General features: G+C 66.8%; 16 protein-coding genes. All 16 read right to left on the bottom strand.

Annotation, left to right across the window (positions count from 1 at the left end; translation table 11 throughout):
- Position 1 precedes the first annotated feature (1 nt).
- A complete protein-coding gene (gene rplN, locus B1729_RS02850) occupies positions 2-370 on the bottom strand; it encodes a 50S ribosomal protein L14 (protein ID WP_163618854.1) in 369 nt (122 codons plus the stop codon).
- Complete coding sequence (gene rpsQ, locus B1729_RS20855) at positions 367-699, bottom strand: 30S ribosomal protein S17 (RefSeq protein ID WP_163618853.1); 333 nt, start codon at positions 697-699, stop codon at positions 367-369. Before rpsQ ends, rplN begins: the two co-directional genes overlap by 4 nt.
- A complete protein-coding gene (gene rpmC / locus B1729_RS02840; RefSeq protein WP_045301493.1) occupies positions 699-1,013 on the bottom strand; it encodes a 50S ribosomal protein L29 in 315 nt (104 codons plus the stop codon). The genes rpsQ and rpmC overlap by 1 nt, the downstream gene beginning before the upstream one ends.
- Complete coding sequence (gene rplP, locus B1729_RS02835; RefSeq protein ID WP_018171451.1) at positions 1,013-1,432, bottom strand: 50S ribosomal protein L16; 420 nt, start codon at positions 1,430-1,432, stop codon at positions 1,013-1,015. The genes rpmC and rplP overlap by 1 nt, the downstream gene beginning before the upstream one ends.
- On the bottom strand, positions 1,432-2,202 hold the full coding sequence (gene rpsC / locus B1729_RS02830) for a 30S ribosomal protein S3 (protein ID WP_163618852.1): 771 nt from the start codon (positions 2,200-2,202) through the stop codon (positions 1,432-1,434). The genes rplP and rpsC overlap by 1 nt, the downstream gene beginning before the upstream one ends.
- On the bottom strand, positions 2,202-2,600 hold the full coding sequence (gene rplV, locus B1729_RS02825) for a 50S ribosomal protein L22 (RefSeq protein WP_163618851.1): 399 nt from the start codon (positions 2,598-2,600) through the stop codon (positions 2,202-2,204). Before rplV ends, rpsC begins: the two co-directional genes overlap by 1 nt.
- Positions 2,601-2,622: 22 nt before the next feature.
- Positions 2,623-2,904: a 30S ribosomal protein S19 gene (gene rpsS, locus B1729_RS02820; RefSeq protein WP_045275479.1), complete on the bottom strand. Its 282-nt coding sequence runs from the start codon at positions 2,902-2,904 to the stop codon at positions 2,623-2,625.
- Positions 2,905-2,916: 12 nt separating this feature from the next.
- The gene (rplB, locus tag B1729_RS02815) at positions 2,917-3,756 is read right to left on the bottom strand and encodes a 50S ribosomal protein L2 (protein ID WP_163618850.1); all 840 of its coding nucleotides are present in this window, start codon (positions 3,754-3,756) and stop codon (positions 2,917-2,919) included.
- Between the two features lie 24 nt (positions 3,757-3,780).
- On the bottom strand, positions 3,781-4,080 hold the full coding sequence (gene rplW / locus B1729_RS02810; protein WP_163618849.1) for a 50S ribosomal protein L23: 300 nt from the start codon (positions 4,078-4,080) through the stop codon (positions 3,781-3,783).
- On the bottom strand, positions 4,077-4,739 hold the full coding sequence (gene rplD / locus B1729_RS02805; RefSeq protein ID WP_163618848.1) for a 50S ribosomal protein L4: 663 nt from the start codon (positions 4,737-4,739) through the stop codon (positions 4,077-4,079). The genes rplW and rplD overlap by 4 nt, the downstream gene beginning before the upstream one ends.
- A 4-nt stretch (positions 4,740-4,743) precedes the next feature.
- On the bottom strand, positions 4,744-5,403 hold the full coding sequence (rplC, locus tag B1729_RS02800; RefSeq protein WP_163618847.1) for a 50S ribosomal protein L3: 660 nt from the start codon (positions 5,401-5,403) through the stop codon (positions 4,744-4,746).
- Between the two features lie 8 nt (positions 5,404-5,411).
- Entirely contained in the window at positions 5,412-5,720 is a 309-nt protein-coding gene (gene rpsJ / locus B1729_RS02795) for a 30S ribosomal protein S10 (protein ID WP_106816553.1), read from the bottom strand.
- A 484-nt stretch (positions 5,721-6,204) separates the two neighbouring features.
- A complete protein-coding gene (locus tag B1729_RS02790; RefSeq protein ID WP_163630598.1) occupies positions 6,205-7,620 on the bottom strand; it encodes a hypothetical protein in 1,416 nt (471 codons plus the stop codon).
- Between the two features lie 440 nt (positions 7,621-8,060).
- Complete coding sequence (locus B1729_RS02785) at positions 8,061-14,024, bottom strand: SpaA isopeptide-forming pilin-related protein (protein ID WP_163630597.1); 5,964 nt, start codon at positions 14,022-14,024, stop codon at positions 8,061-8,063.
- A gap of 286 nt (positions 14,025-14,310) precedes the next feature.
- A complete protein-coding gene (locus B1729_RS02780; RefSeq protein ID WP_163618844.1) occupies positions 14,311-14,529 on the bottom strand; it encodes an Rv0909 family putative TA system antitoxin in 219 nt (72 codons plus the stop codon).
- A 200-nt stretch (positions 14,530-14,729) separates the two neighbouring features.
- Positions 14,730-15,923, bottom strand: coding sequence for an elongation factor Tu (gene tuf / locus B1729_RS02775; RefSeq protein ID WP_163618843.1), 1,194 nt, complete (start codon positions 15,921-15,923; stop codon positions 14,730-14,732).
- Between the last annotated feature and the right edge of the window lie 144 nt (positions 15,924-16,067).

Here is a 16,067-nt window from a genome sequence, read left to right as displayed (position 1 = left end):
GTCAGATCACCTCCGGTGCGAGCGAGACGATCTTCATGAACTTCTTGTCGCGAAGCTCACGGCCGACCGGGCCGAAGATGCGGGTGCCGCGGGGCTCCCCGTCGCTCTTCAGGATCACGGCGGCGTTCTCGTCGAACTTGATGTAAGAGCCGTCGGCACGACGGGTCTGCTTGACGGTACGGACGATGACGGCCTTGACCACATCGCCCTTCTTGACGTTGCCGCCCGGGATCGCGTCCTTGACGGTGGCCACGATGATGTCACCCACGCCCGCGTAACGGCGGTTCGAGCCGCCGAGAACGCGGATGGTGAGCAGCTCCTTGGCGCCCGTGTTGTCGGCGACCTTGAGGCGGGACTCGTTCTGAATCACTTGGCCTTCTCCAGGATCTCGACCAGACGCCAGCGCTTCGTGGCGCTCAGCGGGCGGGTCTCGTTGATGAGCACGAGGTCGCCGATGCCGGCCGTGTTGCCTTCGTCGTGCGCCTTCACCTTGGAGGTGCGGCGGATGACCTTGCCGTAGAGCGGGTGCTTCACGCGGTCCTCGACCTCGACGACGATGGTCTTGTCCATCTTGTCGCTGACGACGTAGCCGCGGCGGGCCTTGCGGTAGCCGCGGGCGTCGACGTCGCGCACATCGTGCTCGGACGACTCGTGACCCTTGGTCTCGACCGCGTCGGCGGCCTTCTTCGTGTCAGCCATTACTCGGCCTCTTCCTTCGCGGCCTCGTCAGCGGCATCCGCCTTCTTGGCCTTCGTCTTCTTCGCCTTCGTCGCCGTCTCCAGCGGAGCGGGAGTGGCACGGATGCCGAGCTCGCGCTCACGGATCACGGTGTAGAGCCGCGCGATGTCGCGCTTGACCGCACGGATGCGGCCGTGGCTCTCGAGCTGGCCGGTGGCCGACTGGAAGCGCAGGTTGAACAGCTCTTCCTTGGCCTTGCGCAGCTCCTCGACGAGGCGCTGGTCTTCGAACGTGTCGAGCTCGCTCGGAGCGAGCGTCTTGGTGCCGATCGCCATTACGCGTCGCCCTCCTCGCGCTTGATGATGCGTGCCTTCAGCGGCAGCTTGTGGATAGCGCGGGTCAGGGCCTCACGAGCGAGTTCCTCGTTGACGCCGGCGACCTCGAAGAGGACGCGACCCGGCTTGACGTTTGCGACCCACCACTCGGGCGAACCCTTACCGGAACCCATGCGGGTTTCGGCCGGCTTCTTGGTGAGCGGACGGTCGGGGTAGATGTTGATCCACACCTTGCCGCCACGCTTGATGTGACGGGTCATCGCGATACGAGCGGACTCGATCTGACGGTTCGTCACATACGCGGGCGTGAGGGCCTGGATGCCGAACTCGCCGAAGGAGACCTTCGTGCCGCCGGTGGCCTGGCCGGAGCGACCCGGGTGGTGCTGCTTGCGGTACTTGACCTTGCGGGGAATAAGCATTACGCCGATGCTCCTTCTGCCACGGGGGCCTCGTTGCGGCGGTCGCCACGGTCGCCACGGTCGCGGGGGCCGCGACGGTCGCCGCGGTCGCGGGCCGGCTTCTGGTTGGCCTGCTCGCGAGCGAGCTCCTTGTTGGTGAGGTCGCCCTTGTAGATCCAGACCTTCACGCCGATGCGGCCGAAGGTGGTCTTCGCCTCGTAGAAGCCGTAGTCGATGTTCGCGCGCAGCGTGTGCAGCGGCACACGACCCTCGCGGTAGAACTCCGAGCGGCTCATCTCGGCGCCGCCGAGGCGGCCGGAGACCTGGATGCGGACGCCCTTGGCGCCGGCGCGCTGGGCGCCCTGCAGGCCCTTGCGCATCGCGCGGCGGAACGCCACGCGAGCGGTGAGCTGCTCGGCGATGCCCTGCGCGACGAGCTGAGCGTCGGCCTCGGGGTTCTTGACCTCGAGGATGTTCAGCTGGATCTGCTTGCCGGTGAGCTTCTCGAGGTCGGCGCGGATGCGCTCGGCCTCGGCGCCGCGACGACCGATCACGATGCCCGGACGGGCGGTGTGGATGTCGACGCGAACGCGGTCACGGGTGCGCTCGATCTCGATGTTGCTCACGCCGGCCCGGTCGAGCTGGGTCTGCAGGAGCTTGCGGATCTTGATGTCCTCGGCGACGTAGTCGGCGTAACGCTGACCGGGCTTCGTCGAGTCCGAGAACCAGCGCGACACGTGGTCGGTCGTGATGCCGAGGCGGAAGCCGTAGGGGTGGACTTTCTGTCCCATTACTTGCTCGCCTTCTTGGTCTTGGCAGCCGGCGCCGTGTCGGTGACCTCGGGGGTCGACAGCACGACGGTGATGTGGCTGGTGCGCTTCTTGATCTGGAAGGCACGACCCTGCGCGCGGGGGCGGAAACGCTTGAGCGTCGTGCCCTCGTCGACGTACGCGTTGGCCACGTACAGGTCCTGCTCGTCCAGGTACTCGCCGTCCTTGTCTGCCTTCACGCGAGCGTTCGCGATTCCGGCGGCGACGAGCTTGTAGATCGGCTCGCTCGCGCTCTGCGGCGCGAACTTGAGGATGGCCAGGGCCTCCTCAGCCTGCTTGCCCTTGATGAGCGCGACGACACGACGAGCCTTCTGAGGGGTCACGCGGATGTGTCGCACGCGTGCGATGGACTCCACCATTTCTCTCTCCTCTGCCCCCGCGTCAGCGGCGGCGGCCCTTCTTGTCGTCCTTCACGTGGCCGCGGAAGGTGCGGGTGGGCGCGAACTCGCCCAGTTTGTGGCCGACCATGGTCTCGGACACGAACACGGGGATGTGCTTGCGTCCGTCGTGCACGGCGATGGTGTGACCCAGCATGGCCGGGATGATCATCGAACGGCGCGACCAGGTCTTGATGACGTTCTTGGTGCCGGCTTCGTTCTGGACGACGACCTTGCGAAGCAGGTGCTCGTCGACGAAGGGGCCCTTCTTAAGGCTGCGAGGCATCTTCCTCTACTCCTACTTCCGCTTCTTGCCGGCGTTGCGACGACGGACGATGTACTTGTCGCTTTCCTTGTTCGCGTGACGGGTGCGGCCTTCGGCCTGACCCCACGGCGAAACCGGGTGACGACCACCGGAGGTCTTACCCTCACCACCACCGTGGGGGTGGTCGACCGGGTTCATCGCGACACCGCGGACGGTCGGGCGGATGCCCTTCCAGCGGTTGCGGCCGGCCTTGCCCCAGTTGATGTTCGACTGCTCGGCGTTGCCGACCTCGCCGACGGTCGCGCGGCAGCGCGCGTCGACGTTGCGGATCTCGCCCGAGGGCAGACGCAGCTGGGCGTAGGGGCCGTCCTTCGCCACGAGGCGAACCGACGTGCCGGCCGAGCGCGCCAGCTTCGCGCCGCCGCCGGGGCGGAGCTCGATGGCGTGGATCACGGTACCGGTGGGGATGTTCTTCAGCGGCAGGTTGTTGCCCGGCTTGATGTCAGCCGAGGCGCCCGACTCGACGATGTCGCCCTGCGACAGCTTGTTCGGCGCGAGGATGTAGCGCTTCTCGCCGTCGAAGTAGTGCAGGAGCGCGATGCGCGCAGTGCGGTTGGGGTCGTACTCGATGTGAGCGACCTTGGCGTTGACGCCGTCCTTGTCATTGCGACGGAAGTCGATGACGCGGTACTGACGCTTGTGGCCACCACCGATGTGACGCGTGGTGATGCGGCCCTGGTTGTTGCGGCCACCGGTCTTGCTGAGCGGGCGGAGGAGCGACTTCTCAGGCGTCGATCGGGTGATCTCGGCGAAGTCGGCCACCGACGAGCCGCGGCGACCCGGGGTCGTGGGCTTGTACTTGCGAATAGCCATATCTCTAGTCCTCTATCCCGACCGTCAGCCGACTGCCGTGAAGATGTCGATGGTGCCCGACTTCAGGGTCACGATGGCGCGCTTGGTGTCCTTGCGCTTGCCGGTGCCGAAGCGGGTACGACGGGCCTTGCCCGTGCGGTTGAGCGTGTTGACCGCTGCGACCTTGACGCCGAAGATCTTCTCGATCGCGAGCTTGATCTCGGTCTTCGAAGCGCGGGGGTCGACGAGGAAGGTGTACTTGCCTTCGTCGATGAGCCCGTAGCTCTTCTCCGAAACGACCGGCTTCAGGATGATGTCGCGCGGGTCCTTGTAAACGGCGGTCATGCCGAGGCCTCCTCGGTGACGGCGGTCTTCGACGCGATGAACGCGTCGAGGGCGGCCTTGGTGAAGACGATGTCGTCCGAGACGATCACGTCGTACGCGTTGAGCTGGTCGAACGGCAGCACGTGGGCGAACGAGATGTTGCGCACGCTCAGCACGGTGACGTCGTCATCGCGGTCCACGACGACGAGCACGTTCTTGGTCGCGTTGACGCTGGCGAAGACCGTTGCGGCGGTCTTGGTCGAGGGCGCGCCCTCGATGCCGAACGTCTCGACGACGTGCAGACGCTCACCGCGAGCACGGTCGCTGAGCGCACCCAGGAGGGCGGCCGCGATCATCTTCTTGGGAGTGCGCTGCGAGTAGTCGCGCGGCTTGGGGCCGTGCACGATGCCACCGCCGGTCATCTGAGGCGCGCGGATGGAGCCCTGACGGGCGTTACCCGTGCCCTTCTGCTTGAAGGGCTTGCGGCCGGCGCCCGAGACCTCACCGCGACGCTTGGTCGAGTGGGTGCCCTGGCGAGCCGCCGCGAGCTGCGCGACGACGACCTGGTGGATGAGCGGGATGTTCGTCTTGACGTCGAAGATCGAAGCCGGCAGTTCGACGGAACCAGCCGCCGTGCCGTCTGCCTTCAGGACGTCGAGCGCGAGAGTGGTGTCAGCCATGAGATCAGGCACCCTTCACTGCGTTGCGGACGTAGACGATGCGGCCACGAGCACCGGGGACGGCGCCCTTGACGAGCAGCAGACCCTTCTCGGCGTCGACGGCGTGCACCTTGAGGTTGAGGACGGTCACGCGCTCGCCACCCATACGGCCGGCCATGCGCATGCCCTTGAAGACGCGGCTCGGCGTCGACGAGGCGCCGATCGAACCGGGCTTGCGGTGGTTGCGGTGCGCACCGTGCGAAGCGGAGACACCCTTGAAGTTGTGGCGCTTCATGACACCCGCGGTGCCCTTGCCCTTGCTGGTGCCGACGACGTCGACCAGCTGGCCGGCCTCGAACGTGCCGTCCACCGTGAGCTCCTGACCGAGCGAGTAGTCAGCAGCGTCCGCGGTGCGGACCTCGGTGAGGTGACGGCGCGGGGTGACACCCGCGGCCTCGAAGTGGGCCGTGAGGGGCTGGTTCACCTTGCGGGGGTCGATCTGGCCGTACGCGATCTGGACGGCCTTGTAGCCGTCCTTCTCGGGCGTACGCACCTGCGTGACCACGTTCGGTGCGATCTCGATGACGGTGACGGGAACGAGCTTGCCGTTCTCGTCCCACACCTGGGTCATGCCGAGCTTGGTGCCGAGCAGGCCCTTGGAAACCTTTGAGTTGATGTCAGCCATGTCGAACCTCAGAGCTTGATCTCGATGTTGACATCGGCCGGGAGGTCGAGACGCATGAGCGAGTCGACAGCCTTGGGCGTCGGGTCGACGATGTCGATCAGACGCTTGTGGGTGCGCATCTCGAAGTGCTCGCGGCTGTCCTTGTACTTGTGGGGAGAACGGATCACGGCGATCACGTTCTTCTCCGTCGGGAGGGGCACGGGGCCCACGACCGTCGCGCCCGCACGGGTCACGGTGTCGACGATCTTTCGTGCCGACGAGTCGATGACCTCGTGGTCGTACGACTTCAGGCGAATGCGGATCTTCTGTCCCGCCATTGTCTGCTCACTCTCTTTCTCGCGTCATACCCCAGTGGCATTGGACGCACGTGGCGCACGGGGCGCCATGGCACTTACTCCTCGCGGCCGCTCGGTTCCCGAGCTTGTCGAGGGATGCTGCACCGCTGTTCTGCTGTCAATCCGGGTGTCGCACCGAAGCGCTGCTCCCGGCATCCGTTCTCCATCTGCGCGCGGAGCATGGCTCCGCTGTGGATGGATTCGAGATGTGGTGGTTCTGCTGCCCGCGGCCTAGGACCCTGCGCGTTGCGCCTGCCTATGCACTGCCCTGACAGTGATCCGACGCACGCCAAGAGGGGCGCCGGAATGTGGAACCTCACTAGTCTACGTGCAGCCCGGGCGTGTCGCAAACTCGGGCGTGTCGCGACGCGAGTATGCTCGGCCGTTTCCCAGACGGCGGATGCCGGAGGGCAACGGAAAGGGCGGCCGCGCTATGCGCGACCGCCCTTTCGACTGTCCGTCGGCGTTACTGCATGCTCGCGTGACGGCGGCGGTACGCCGCGATCGTCACGACCGCGATGCCGGCGACGAGTGCCGCTCCGCCCGCTGCCACGACGATCGGGTTGATGCCGCCACCGGTCACGGCCAGTGCCTCGGCGTCGGTCGACGTCGGGGTGCCGGTGGTGGGGTCGTCGTCGCCCACGGGCGGGTTGGCGCACAGCGCAGCGGCCTGCGGGTACTCGACCACGGTCGTGTACGTCGGGTTGACGTCGAACTCGACCGTGACGCCTGCACGGGTCCACGCGAAGTTGCCGTCGGTCTCCACGTACTCGCCGTCGACGAGATCCCAGCCCGGCCACATCTTCGGCTCGCCGTCGGACGCACCCGGCCAGAGCAGCGCACCGCTCAGGGGCTGGTCCGCGACGACGTAGTCCTCGCCGTCCGGGTTCACGAACGTGATCGTGACGGGGTTGGCGCTGTCGGGCACGAAGCCCTCGGGCAGCGTCACCTGGTAGCCGAGGTACGGCACGTCGCCGACGCACACGGACTGGATCTCACCGGGGACCAGCGGGCAGTCGCCGAGCTCGTCCTGCGTGAGGGGGCGAGTGTTGACCACGTCTGCCGATGAGGGCGTGCCCGGCACCCACTTCTCGGTGGACTCGTCCCAGACGAACGGGGTGGTCGTCGTGGTGGTGGTCACGGTCGCCGTCGTGCTCGCACAGTCGAAGGTCGTCTTGCTGGACTCGCTCTTCACCGGCTCCGGCTGCTCGGGCTGCTCACTGGGCTCGCACTCCTCGGCGAGCTTCTCGAGGGACGGGACATCCCAGCTCACCTTCACGCCTTCTTCGAACACCGTGCCGAGAATCGGCCGCGCCGTCCACGTGGTCGTGCCGTCGTCATGCACCTCGGGCGTCCAGTCGACGTTCTCGCTACGGGTGATGTAGCCTTCCGCGTCGCAGTCGATGGTCAGGTTCGGCTTGACGATCACAGGGGGCTTCGGAGCCGTGCCCTTGCAGACGATCCAGTGCGAGACCTCGGCATCGTTGTTGCCGTTCGAGGGCGACGCATAAGCGACGCCGGCCACCGGATGCCTCACGACGAAGTTCGAGTCGCTTCCCGCCTTGATCACGAGAAGCTCCCAGTGCCGGTCCGCGCCCCAAGCGGGGTCGAACGGCTTCAGGGTCACCGTCAGCTTGTTCTCGCTCACGGTGCCATGAGCGGAGCTGTTCGCACCTTCGACCTTGTAGCAGACCGCACTGTGGTCGGCATACAGGTCTTCCCAGTAGTCCTCGTGGTTCGTCTCCGAGGTCCAGGGCAGCGTCTGGCCGACGCCATCTTCCAGCGGCTCGGCCGCGGTCGCGCCGGCGGTCATCAGCGGTGCCACGACGAGTGCCGCGGCGACCAATGCCCCAGCCCAAGCTTTCAGAGTTCTCTTGCGCACTGCAGACACAGTGTTCCTCCCCTAATCGACGTCGAGCGTCGTCCCAGCGGCGCGCGCAGCGCGCCGTATTTCCCAGCGGCGCGCGGAGCACGCCGTACTTCCCAGCGACGTGCGGGGCACGCCGGTACTTCTCTGCGACGCGCGGGGGCACGCCGTACTCACCGGCACGGGGGTGTGCCGTTCCTCCTCCGATGCGGGGGGCGCAGAGGAGAACGGCGGACAACCGCCGTGGGTGCAGGCTATCGGTCAGGCGTCGATGTGCGAAATCGACGCGCGGGACGGTCCAGCCGCGGCCGCGGCATCCGTCATCCGCACGTGTCGCAGACGCGCTCGAGCCCCTCGTGTTCGGGGTACGAGGGGCTCGAGCTTCCGGCCTACCGGAGCGGGTCGGAGCCAGGTGGGAGAGAGCGGGCGTTGGGGCGGTCCCGCCCTCTCTCACGTCAGAGGTTCGCCTTGACCTCTCCGCGCCGGCGGCGGGCGACGAGGAGCAGCGTCGTGCCTCCGAGCAGAGCGAACAGGCCCATGATGACCAGCAGCGGCGGCAGCTCGCCACCCGTTGCCGGGAGCGCCGACAGCAGCACGATGGCGTCGTCGGAGTCGCGGCCCGCGTCGTCCGGGTCACCGAAGGTGTGGTAGTCCACGACTGCCACATTGGTGATCGAACTGCTCGTGGACGCCGGGTTCACCGTCGCCGCCAGGGTGATGGTCGGAGCCGCCGAGGCGCCTTCGTTCGCCCCCTGCGGCTGCAGGGGTCCGAAGAGCACGCACTCGAGGGTGCCGCCGTAGCCGGCGCTGTTCTGTCCGGTGACCTCACAGGTCTGCCAGTTCGGGAACACCGCGTCGTCACCCTCGCCGACCCAGCTCACGTCGGTGATCTTGATGTCGGCGGGGATCGCGTCGGTGACCACCACCGACTCGGCGGCCGCGTCATCGCTCACGTTGGCCACCGCGAGGGTGTACGTGAACGAGGCACCCGGGTCGGTCTTCTCGACACTGGCCGTCTTCTCGATCTGGACGTTCGAGTGGCGGGCCACGGAGCACTCGGGCGTCGCCGCCGGGTACTCCGTCGTGAACACCAGCTCGGGGTTGACCGTGAAGGTGATCGTCGAGCTGAGACGCCAGGCGTAGTCGAGCTCGCTGTCGTCGAGGATCAGACCGTTGAACACGTAGTCCGGCTGGTCGGCCGCACTGATGATGTCGGTCGTTCCCGGGTAGTAGTACTGCGTCGGGGTCGATCCGGGCACGATGTCGCTCGCGACGATCGGCCGCCATCCCGGGTAGTCGATGCTCACGCCCGAAGGTGTGAACGCCGCACCCGGCCAGTCGATCTCCTCACTCCACGTCGCAGTGCCACCCGGCTGGGTGATCGAGACGTTCGCGGGGTCGGTCGTCGCAGTGCCGTTGTCGGGAGTCCAGAGGAAGTCGATCTCCTCGTCGATGAGCGCCGCGGACTTGGTGATCGTCCAGCCCAGGAGCGGGGCGTCCGCCACGCACCTGGTGTAGACGATCGCGGTGATCTCGCGGACCGGGATCTCGATCTCCGAGCAGTTGTTCTCATCGACCTCATCACGCTCCGCGGCGACGCAGGCCTCGTTGACGAGCTCCTCGAGCGGAGCCGGCGGCTCCTCCGTCCCGTCACCAGGCTCGATCGGCGGCACCGGGGCCGGCAGGAACTCCACCGTCACCGTGATCTCCACCGAATCACCCTCGAGCAGCAGCGGCGTGCTCACCTGCAGCACGTTGTCGCCGTCCACCAGGTCAGGGGCGTTGTCGTTGGCCCAACCGTCGGGCAGTTCGAGGCCGGTGACCTCGAGGCGGTCCGGGATCGGGTCGGTGACGACCACGTCCGTCGCGTCACGAGTGCCGTTGTTGGTCACCGTCAGCACGTAGTCGAACTCGTCACCGGGCTCGACCGAGGTCTGACCCTCCGGCAGGTTCGACGTCTTCACGATGTCCACGTCGTCGAAGTGCACGGTGCCGCACGCCTCGTCGTCGATCGGCTCGTCCTCGCCCACCGTGAGTTCGGCGGTGTTGACGATGCCGATGCCTTCGCCGCCTTCCTCACACGTCGTGGGGTCAGCCGGCTCGGCCGTCACATCGACCTCGACCACCACGGTGTACACCGCGTCGTTCGAGCCGTTGTAGGCGGCGAGCTCCTCGTCATCCGCGAGCACTGCGGTCAGCGACGACTCGAGGTCGAAGTCACCGCTCGTCGGCCCGCTCCACGAGGCGCCGGTGTAGGTGACGCCTGCGGCCGGAGTGTCGAGGGTGTCAGTCAGGTCGTACGTGATGGGCACGAGCACGCTGTTGTTGTGCACCGTGATCTCATAGGTCACGGTCCAGCTGTCGTCCTCGTTCTGCACTGAGCTGATCGCGGTCTTGTCGAGTGTGTAGCCCTGGTCGACGTGAGTGTTCACGATGGTGCAGACCACGTTCTCGCCCTTGTCGAGGCCACGCAGTGTCGCCGCACCCGGCTCGCTGTCGGTCAGCGTGATCGTGCCCGCGTCGTCCGAGACACAGGACCACAGCTCCGGCTCGAACTCGCCGAGACCCGGAACGTCGCCGATCACGTCCTCCGACAAGTCGAACTCGACTCCCGGCAGGACCGCGGTCGGAGCGACATCGCCGCCCGCCGGGTTGGTGACGGCGTCACCTTCCGCCGGAGTGCCGAAGAGCTGCCAGTTGGTGTCGGCCACCTGAGCGCCGTTCACGACCTTCACGAGCGACAGCGTCGGCCGCTCGGCCGTGTTGGTGAACTCGCACCACACGCTCTCGTTCGGCATGGTGAACGTGCCGGACCTCGCATCGACTTCGAGCATCTTCGAGTGGTCGACGGTGATGCAGACCAGCGAGCTGGTGTAGTCGGATGCTTCACCCTCGACCACGTCGAGAACCTCGCTGACCGTGACCTCGCTGCCGATCAGCGCCTGCTTCTCGAGCGCGTTCTGGACGTCTGTCCACGAGCCGACGTCGCCGTTCGACACCGAGGTGTCTTCGGTCAACGGGAGACCCGAGATCGAGAGGTCGGCGGAATCGCCCTCCTGACCGTTCACCCATGTCTTGACGAGGTGCACCTTAGCGGTGCGTGCCTGGTTCACGAAGAAGCACAGGCTCGGGCCCGTCACGGTCAGCTGGAAGCTCCGGCCGACGCCGGTGCCCGAAGCCTGCCCGCCGGTGCAACTGTACGTGGAGTCGTACTGACCGAGGGCGTTGAGCGCGATCGTCTCATTCATCGGCAGCACGGCGCCGATACGCGCCTGGAGGACAACGGTGTTGATGTTGTCGATGAAGGTTCCGGTGCCGATGACCTCCGACAGCCTCGTGAGGATCGGGCCCGCTTCAGGCGTCACTGACAACGTCGTGTCATCGCCGAGAACGGCTCCGATCCACTGCTTGTGCAGGACGACCCCGACCTTGATGGCGGTGTTGATGAACGTGCAGCTCACATCGGAGTCGGGAGCGACGAAGTCGAAGTCGCGCCCCTGCCCGACACCGTTCGCGACGGTCGAGCACGCATACGAGCTGTCGTACTCGCCGGTGTTGGTCGCGCTGTCGAGAACCTCGTGGATGTTCACGTCGTCGCCGACGCGCACCGACACGGTGACCACATCTTCGTCGAGCTGGTTCGCCGTGCCGTTCGCTGTCGACTCCTCGGTGGTGCCGTTGATCGACATCGACGCGACGTCGCCCTCGAAGGCATCGATCCAGCGCTTGTCGAGTGTGACGCTGATCTCATCCGCCGTGTTCACGATCGTGCAGTCGAGGTCGCCCTCGACCGTGATCTCGGGGATGCTGTCGCCCTCGCCACTGCTGCCGTCCGAGCAGAACCACGTCGCGGTGTACTCACCCGTGTTGTCGCCGGGCAGGCTCTCCGAGAGTGTCACCTTCTCGCCGAACCGAACCTCGACGGACGCCACGTTCGTGTCGTCGGTGCTGTTCCCGCCGGTCGCGACCGAGGTCGCGCTGTCGGACGCCGCACCCGTGATGGACAGATCGGCCTCGTCGCCTTCGAAGGCGTTGACCCACTGCTTGTTCAGGGTGACCGTGCCGCGGTCGGCGGTGTTCGTGAAGGTACAGGTCACGTTGGCGTTCGGAACGGTGAGCGTGAACGACGTTCCGGTGCCGTCACCGGTCGTCTGACCGCTGGTGCATGAGTAGGTCGAACCGTAGCTGCCGACGCCACCCAAGACCTCGCTGAGGCCCACGGTGTCACCGACGCGAACCGAGACCTGCGCGACGTTCATCTGGTCGAGCTGCTCGGCCGTGCCGTTCGCCACCGACGTTGCAGTGTCGGCACCTGCGTGCAACTCCGCCGTGTCGCCTTCGATGGCATCGACCCAGCGCTTCTGCAGGGTGATGGTCTTCTGGATCGCCGTGTTGGTGAACGTGCACTGCACGCCCGCCCCCGAAGCCGGGTACGCGGGCACGGTGATCGAGCCGCCGGTTCCCGTGTTGTTGGAGACAGTGGCCCCCACACACGTGAGGACCGACGAGTATTCGCCCGTGTTGGCGTCCGGCAGAACCTCGGCGAGCGTCAGCGCCGAGCCCGGTGCGACGGAGACCTGGACGACCTGACCGTTGGTCGGAGCCGTCGAGGTGCCGTTCGCCGTGGCCGCTCCCCCGATGGAGAGGTCGGCCTTGTCACCCGTGAACGAGTCGACCCAGACCTTGCTCAGCGTCACCGTCGCGAACGGGATGTTCACGAACGGGTTGGTGAGCGAGGCGTTGGGCGCCTGCTGGGTGATCGAGAAGTTCTGCGGGTTGCCGTCGAGGACGTAGCCGGTGGGCGCCGCCGTCTCGGTCACGGTGTAGGTGCCGATCGGGACGTTCACGACCTTGATCACGCCCGCAGCCGGGTCGGTGTCATTGGTGCCGTTGTCGACCACGGTGCGGGGGAAGCCCGCCACACCCTGGGCCACGCCGCCGGTGTTGGCCACGATCTGGAAGGTCGCGCCGCCGAGCGGGTTGCCCGCGCCGTCGTGCTTGAGCCAGGTCACCGTGCCGAGCGGGTCTACGAACGTCAGGGTCTCAGTCTCTGCGTCGCCGAGCGTCACCTGCTGGGGGTTGTTCGACGTCGGCAGGAGGTAGCCCGGAGGAGCCTTGGTCTCGGTCACCGTGTAGACGCCGGGCTCGATGCCGCCGAGGACGATCTTGCCGTCAGCCCCGGTCGTCTCCGTGCCGTCGCTGCCCGTCGGCACCGGAGAGATCGTGAACTCCGCACCCTGGAGCGGCGTGCCGTCGGTGTTGGTCTTGAGGATCGTGAGCGTCGCACACGTCGACGGCACATTGAGGGCGATGGGGTCGACCCAGTCGGCGAGGGAGGACGTCTCGGAGGGGGACTGGCTCGAACGCACGTTCAGCACGCCGAAGCTGCCGCTGCAGCCGGTCTCACCGAAGAGCTTCGTCAGATCGATCGCGGCCTCGGCGAAGGTGCCTGCCTCCAGCTCATCGGTGCCCGTCAGCCGGTTGATGATGTCCTGGTTGACCTGGCCCACGAAGCCGGCGAGCGAACCGAGCGAGACCCAGCTGTCGCCGTCCCAGGTGTCCGCGCCCACGAGCGAGATGGTGTTGTTGCCGTTCTGCTCGATCGTCAGACGGAGGTCGCCCACCGTTCGGGTCGGCACCGGCCCGAACGCGTTGTCCGCCTGGTTCAGCTCGACGTGGTACGACACCGACCCGGTGTTCACCTGGCGCTCGAAGCCGAGGTATGCGTAGACGTGACCGTCGACGGTCTGCGTGTAGGCGTACACGTTTCCGATGTCGGTCTTGGCCGATCCCGATCCGCTGTTGAGGATGGTCTGCGCCGCGCTCCACGGCCAGTTGGCCTCGGAGGCGCCCTGGTCGAACTGCTCGGGGTCGTCGAAGCCGTCACTCGCGACCGGCTGCCCGCCGACATTCGCCCAGTCCAGCGTGCCGTCGCCGTCGAGACACAGGTTGCCGTCGATCTCGAAGCCGGCGACCGGCGAACCGGCGACCGGCCAGCCGTCGCACGGGACGAGCGCGAACAGCGACACCTCCGGCTCAGCGAGAGGTGCGACCAGCGCCGAGAACGGCGCGTCGCCCTCCGGAGCGGTCACCTCAGGCGCAGCCGGCTGCTCAGCCGGCGCGGGTTCTTCGGCCGCGGGTTCTTCAGCGGCCGGCTCCTCCGCGGGTGGCGGGGTCTCGGCATCCGTCGAGGGCGTCTCTGTCGTCGCCTCGCTCGTGGGAGCGGGATCGGTGGGAGTCACCTCCTCCGCGGTGGCCGGAGACATGCCCGAGAACACGAGCGCGCTCGCGACGACGGCCGCGAGCCCTCCGACGTACCAGCGCCTCTGGAGCGCGATCTTGCGCTCCTGAGCCCGCTCTTGACGCATGCGGCGGCGCAGACCCTCATCAGAGGCGCGCACGAAAGTACGACTGAACATCACTTCACCCTTGGTCGTCACGACACAGGGTGCCCCAAGAAGAGGCCCCTCCCATCACGCAACGGCCAGCGATTGCAACGGCGCCCCCGAAGAGGTTCGGCGTTGTCCCCAAACACGAGCCGAAACGTGTTCCCGGGGCAAAGCTATGCCCGCGGTCGGGCCACGTCAAGTGTCGGATCGGAACGCCGGGCGTGGCTGGAGAGGGCGGGTCCTGGGGAATGCCCATAGTGCGGCCGACGCGAAACGGCCCGGGCGTGTGCCCGGGCCGTCTCGTCACATCGGCGGTCTACTGGTTGCCGACTGCTCCGTCGACGTTCCCACGGATGTCGTCCACCGTGTCGTGGTGTTCCTCCGGCACGACCTTCTTCGCGATGCCCGAGGCGCCGTCCAGCACCTTGTCGCTGATGTCCTCGGCCTGCTCGGACTTCAGGAACTCGCCGATCTTGTCCTTGTTCTGCTCGTACAGGCCCTTGCCCTGATTGACGAGGTCGTCGAAACCGCCCATGCTCACTCCTTCAGCCGCCCCCCGGCGAGGCGTCAGGCCAATTGTGCCGGGGACGGATGCCGCGGCGGTACCCCTGCGCGTCAACGGCCCCGCGCGGCTCACAGCCGCCCGGGGACGCCGAGAAGCCCCCGGGATCACTCCCGGGGGCTTCTCGTCACAGCAGTCGATCAGGTCGCAGGGCGACCTCGTCGAGAACCGTCTTACTTGATGATCTTCGTGACCGTGCCGGCACCGACGGTGCGGCCACCCTCACGGATGGCGTAGCCGAGGCCCTCCTCCATGGCGATCGGCTGGATCAGCTCGACCGTCATGTCGGTGGTGTCGCCGGGCATGACCATCTCGGTGCCCTCGGGCAGCGTGATGACGCCGGTGACGTCGGTGGTGCGGAAGTAGAACTGCGGACGGTAGTTCGTGAAGAACGGGTTGTGACGGCCGCCCTCCTCCTTGGACAGGATGTACGCCGTGCCCTCGAAGTTGGTGTGCGGGGTGACCGAACCGGGCTTCACGACGACCTGGCCGCGCTCGACGTCGTCACGCTTGGTGCCGCGCAGGAGCAGACCACAGTTCTCGCCGGCCCATGCCTCGTCGAGCTGCTTGTGGAACATCTCGATACCGGTGACGATCGTCTTCTGCGTCGGGCGCAGACCCACGATCTCGACCTCGGAGTTGATCGCGAGGGTACCGCGCTCGGCGCGGCCCGTGACGACCGTGCCACGGCCGGTGATCGTGAAGACGTCCTCGATCGGCATGAGGAACGGCTTGTCCTTGTCGCGGATCGGGTCCGGGATCGACTCGTCGACAGCGTCCATGAGCTCGACGATCTTCTCGACCCACTCGGCGTCGCCCTCGAGAGCCTTGAGGCCCGAGACGCGGACGACAGGAGCGTTGTCGCCGTCGAAGTCCTGCGACGACAGCAGCTCGCGAACCTCGAGCTCGACGAGCTCCAGGATCTCCTCGTCGTCGACCATGTCCGACTTGTTCAGCGCGACCAGCAGGTAGGGAACGCCGACCTGCTTGGCGAGCAGCACGTGCTCGCGCGTCTGCGCCATCGGGCCGTCGGTGGCGGCGACCACGAGGATCGCGCCGTCCATCTGAGCAGCACCGGTGATCATGTTCTTGATGTAGTCGGCGTGACCCGGGGCGTCGACGTGAGCGTAGTGACGCTTCGGGGTCTCGTACTCGACGTGCGAGATGTTGATCGTGATGCCGCGCTGGCGCTCCTCGGGAGCGGAGTCGATCGACGCGAAGTCGCGCTGCACGTTGGTGGCCGACGGGTACTTGTCGGCGAGCACCTTCGAGATCGCTGCGGTGAGCGTGGTCTTGCCGTGGTCGACGTGACCGATCGTTCCGATGTTCACGTGCGGCTTGGTGCGCTCGAACTTGGCCTTAGCCACTGGGTCCTCCTCAGGACGTTCGTGTAGAACTTCCGGACGCTGGTGTGCGCCGGTCGCCTACGGGGATATCTCCACCTTAGTGGAGACGATTCTGGTGATTCTGTGTGAAGTTGTGCCCCCGGGATGCCTCGTCACCGAGGCATC

It is taken from the genome of Microbacterium sp. B35-04 (assembly GCF_010634885.1).
Taxonomy (GTDB): Bacteria; Actinomycetota; Actinomycetes; order Actinomycetales; family Microbacteriaceae; genus Microbacterium.
This window is presented reverse-complemented; position numbering and strand designations above follow the sequence as displayed.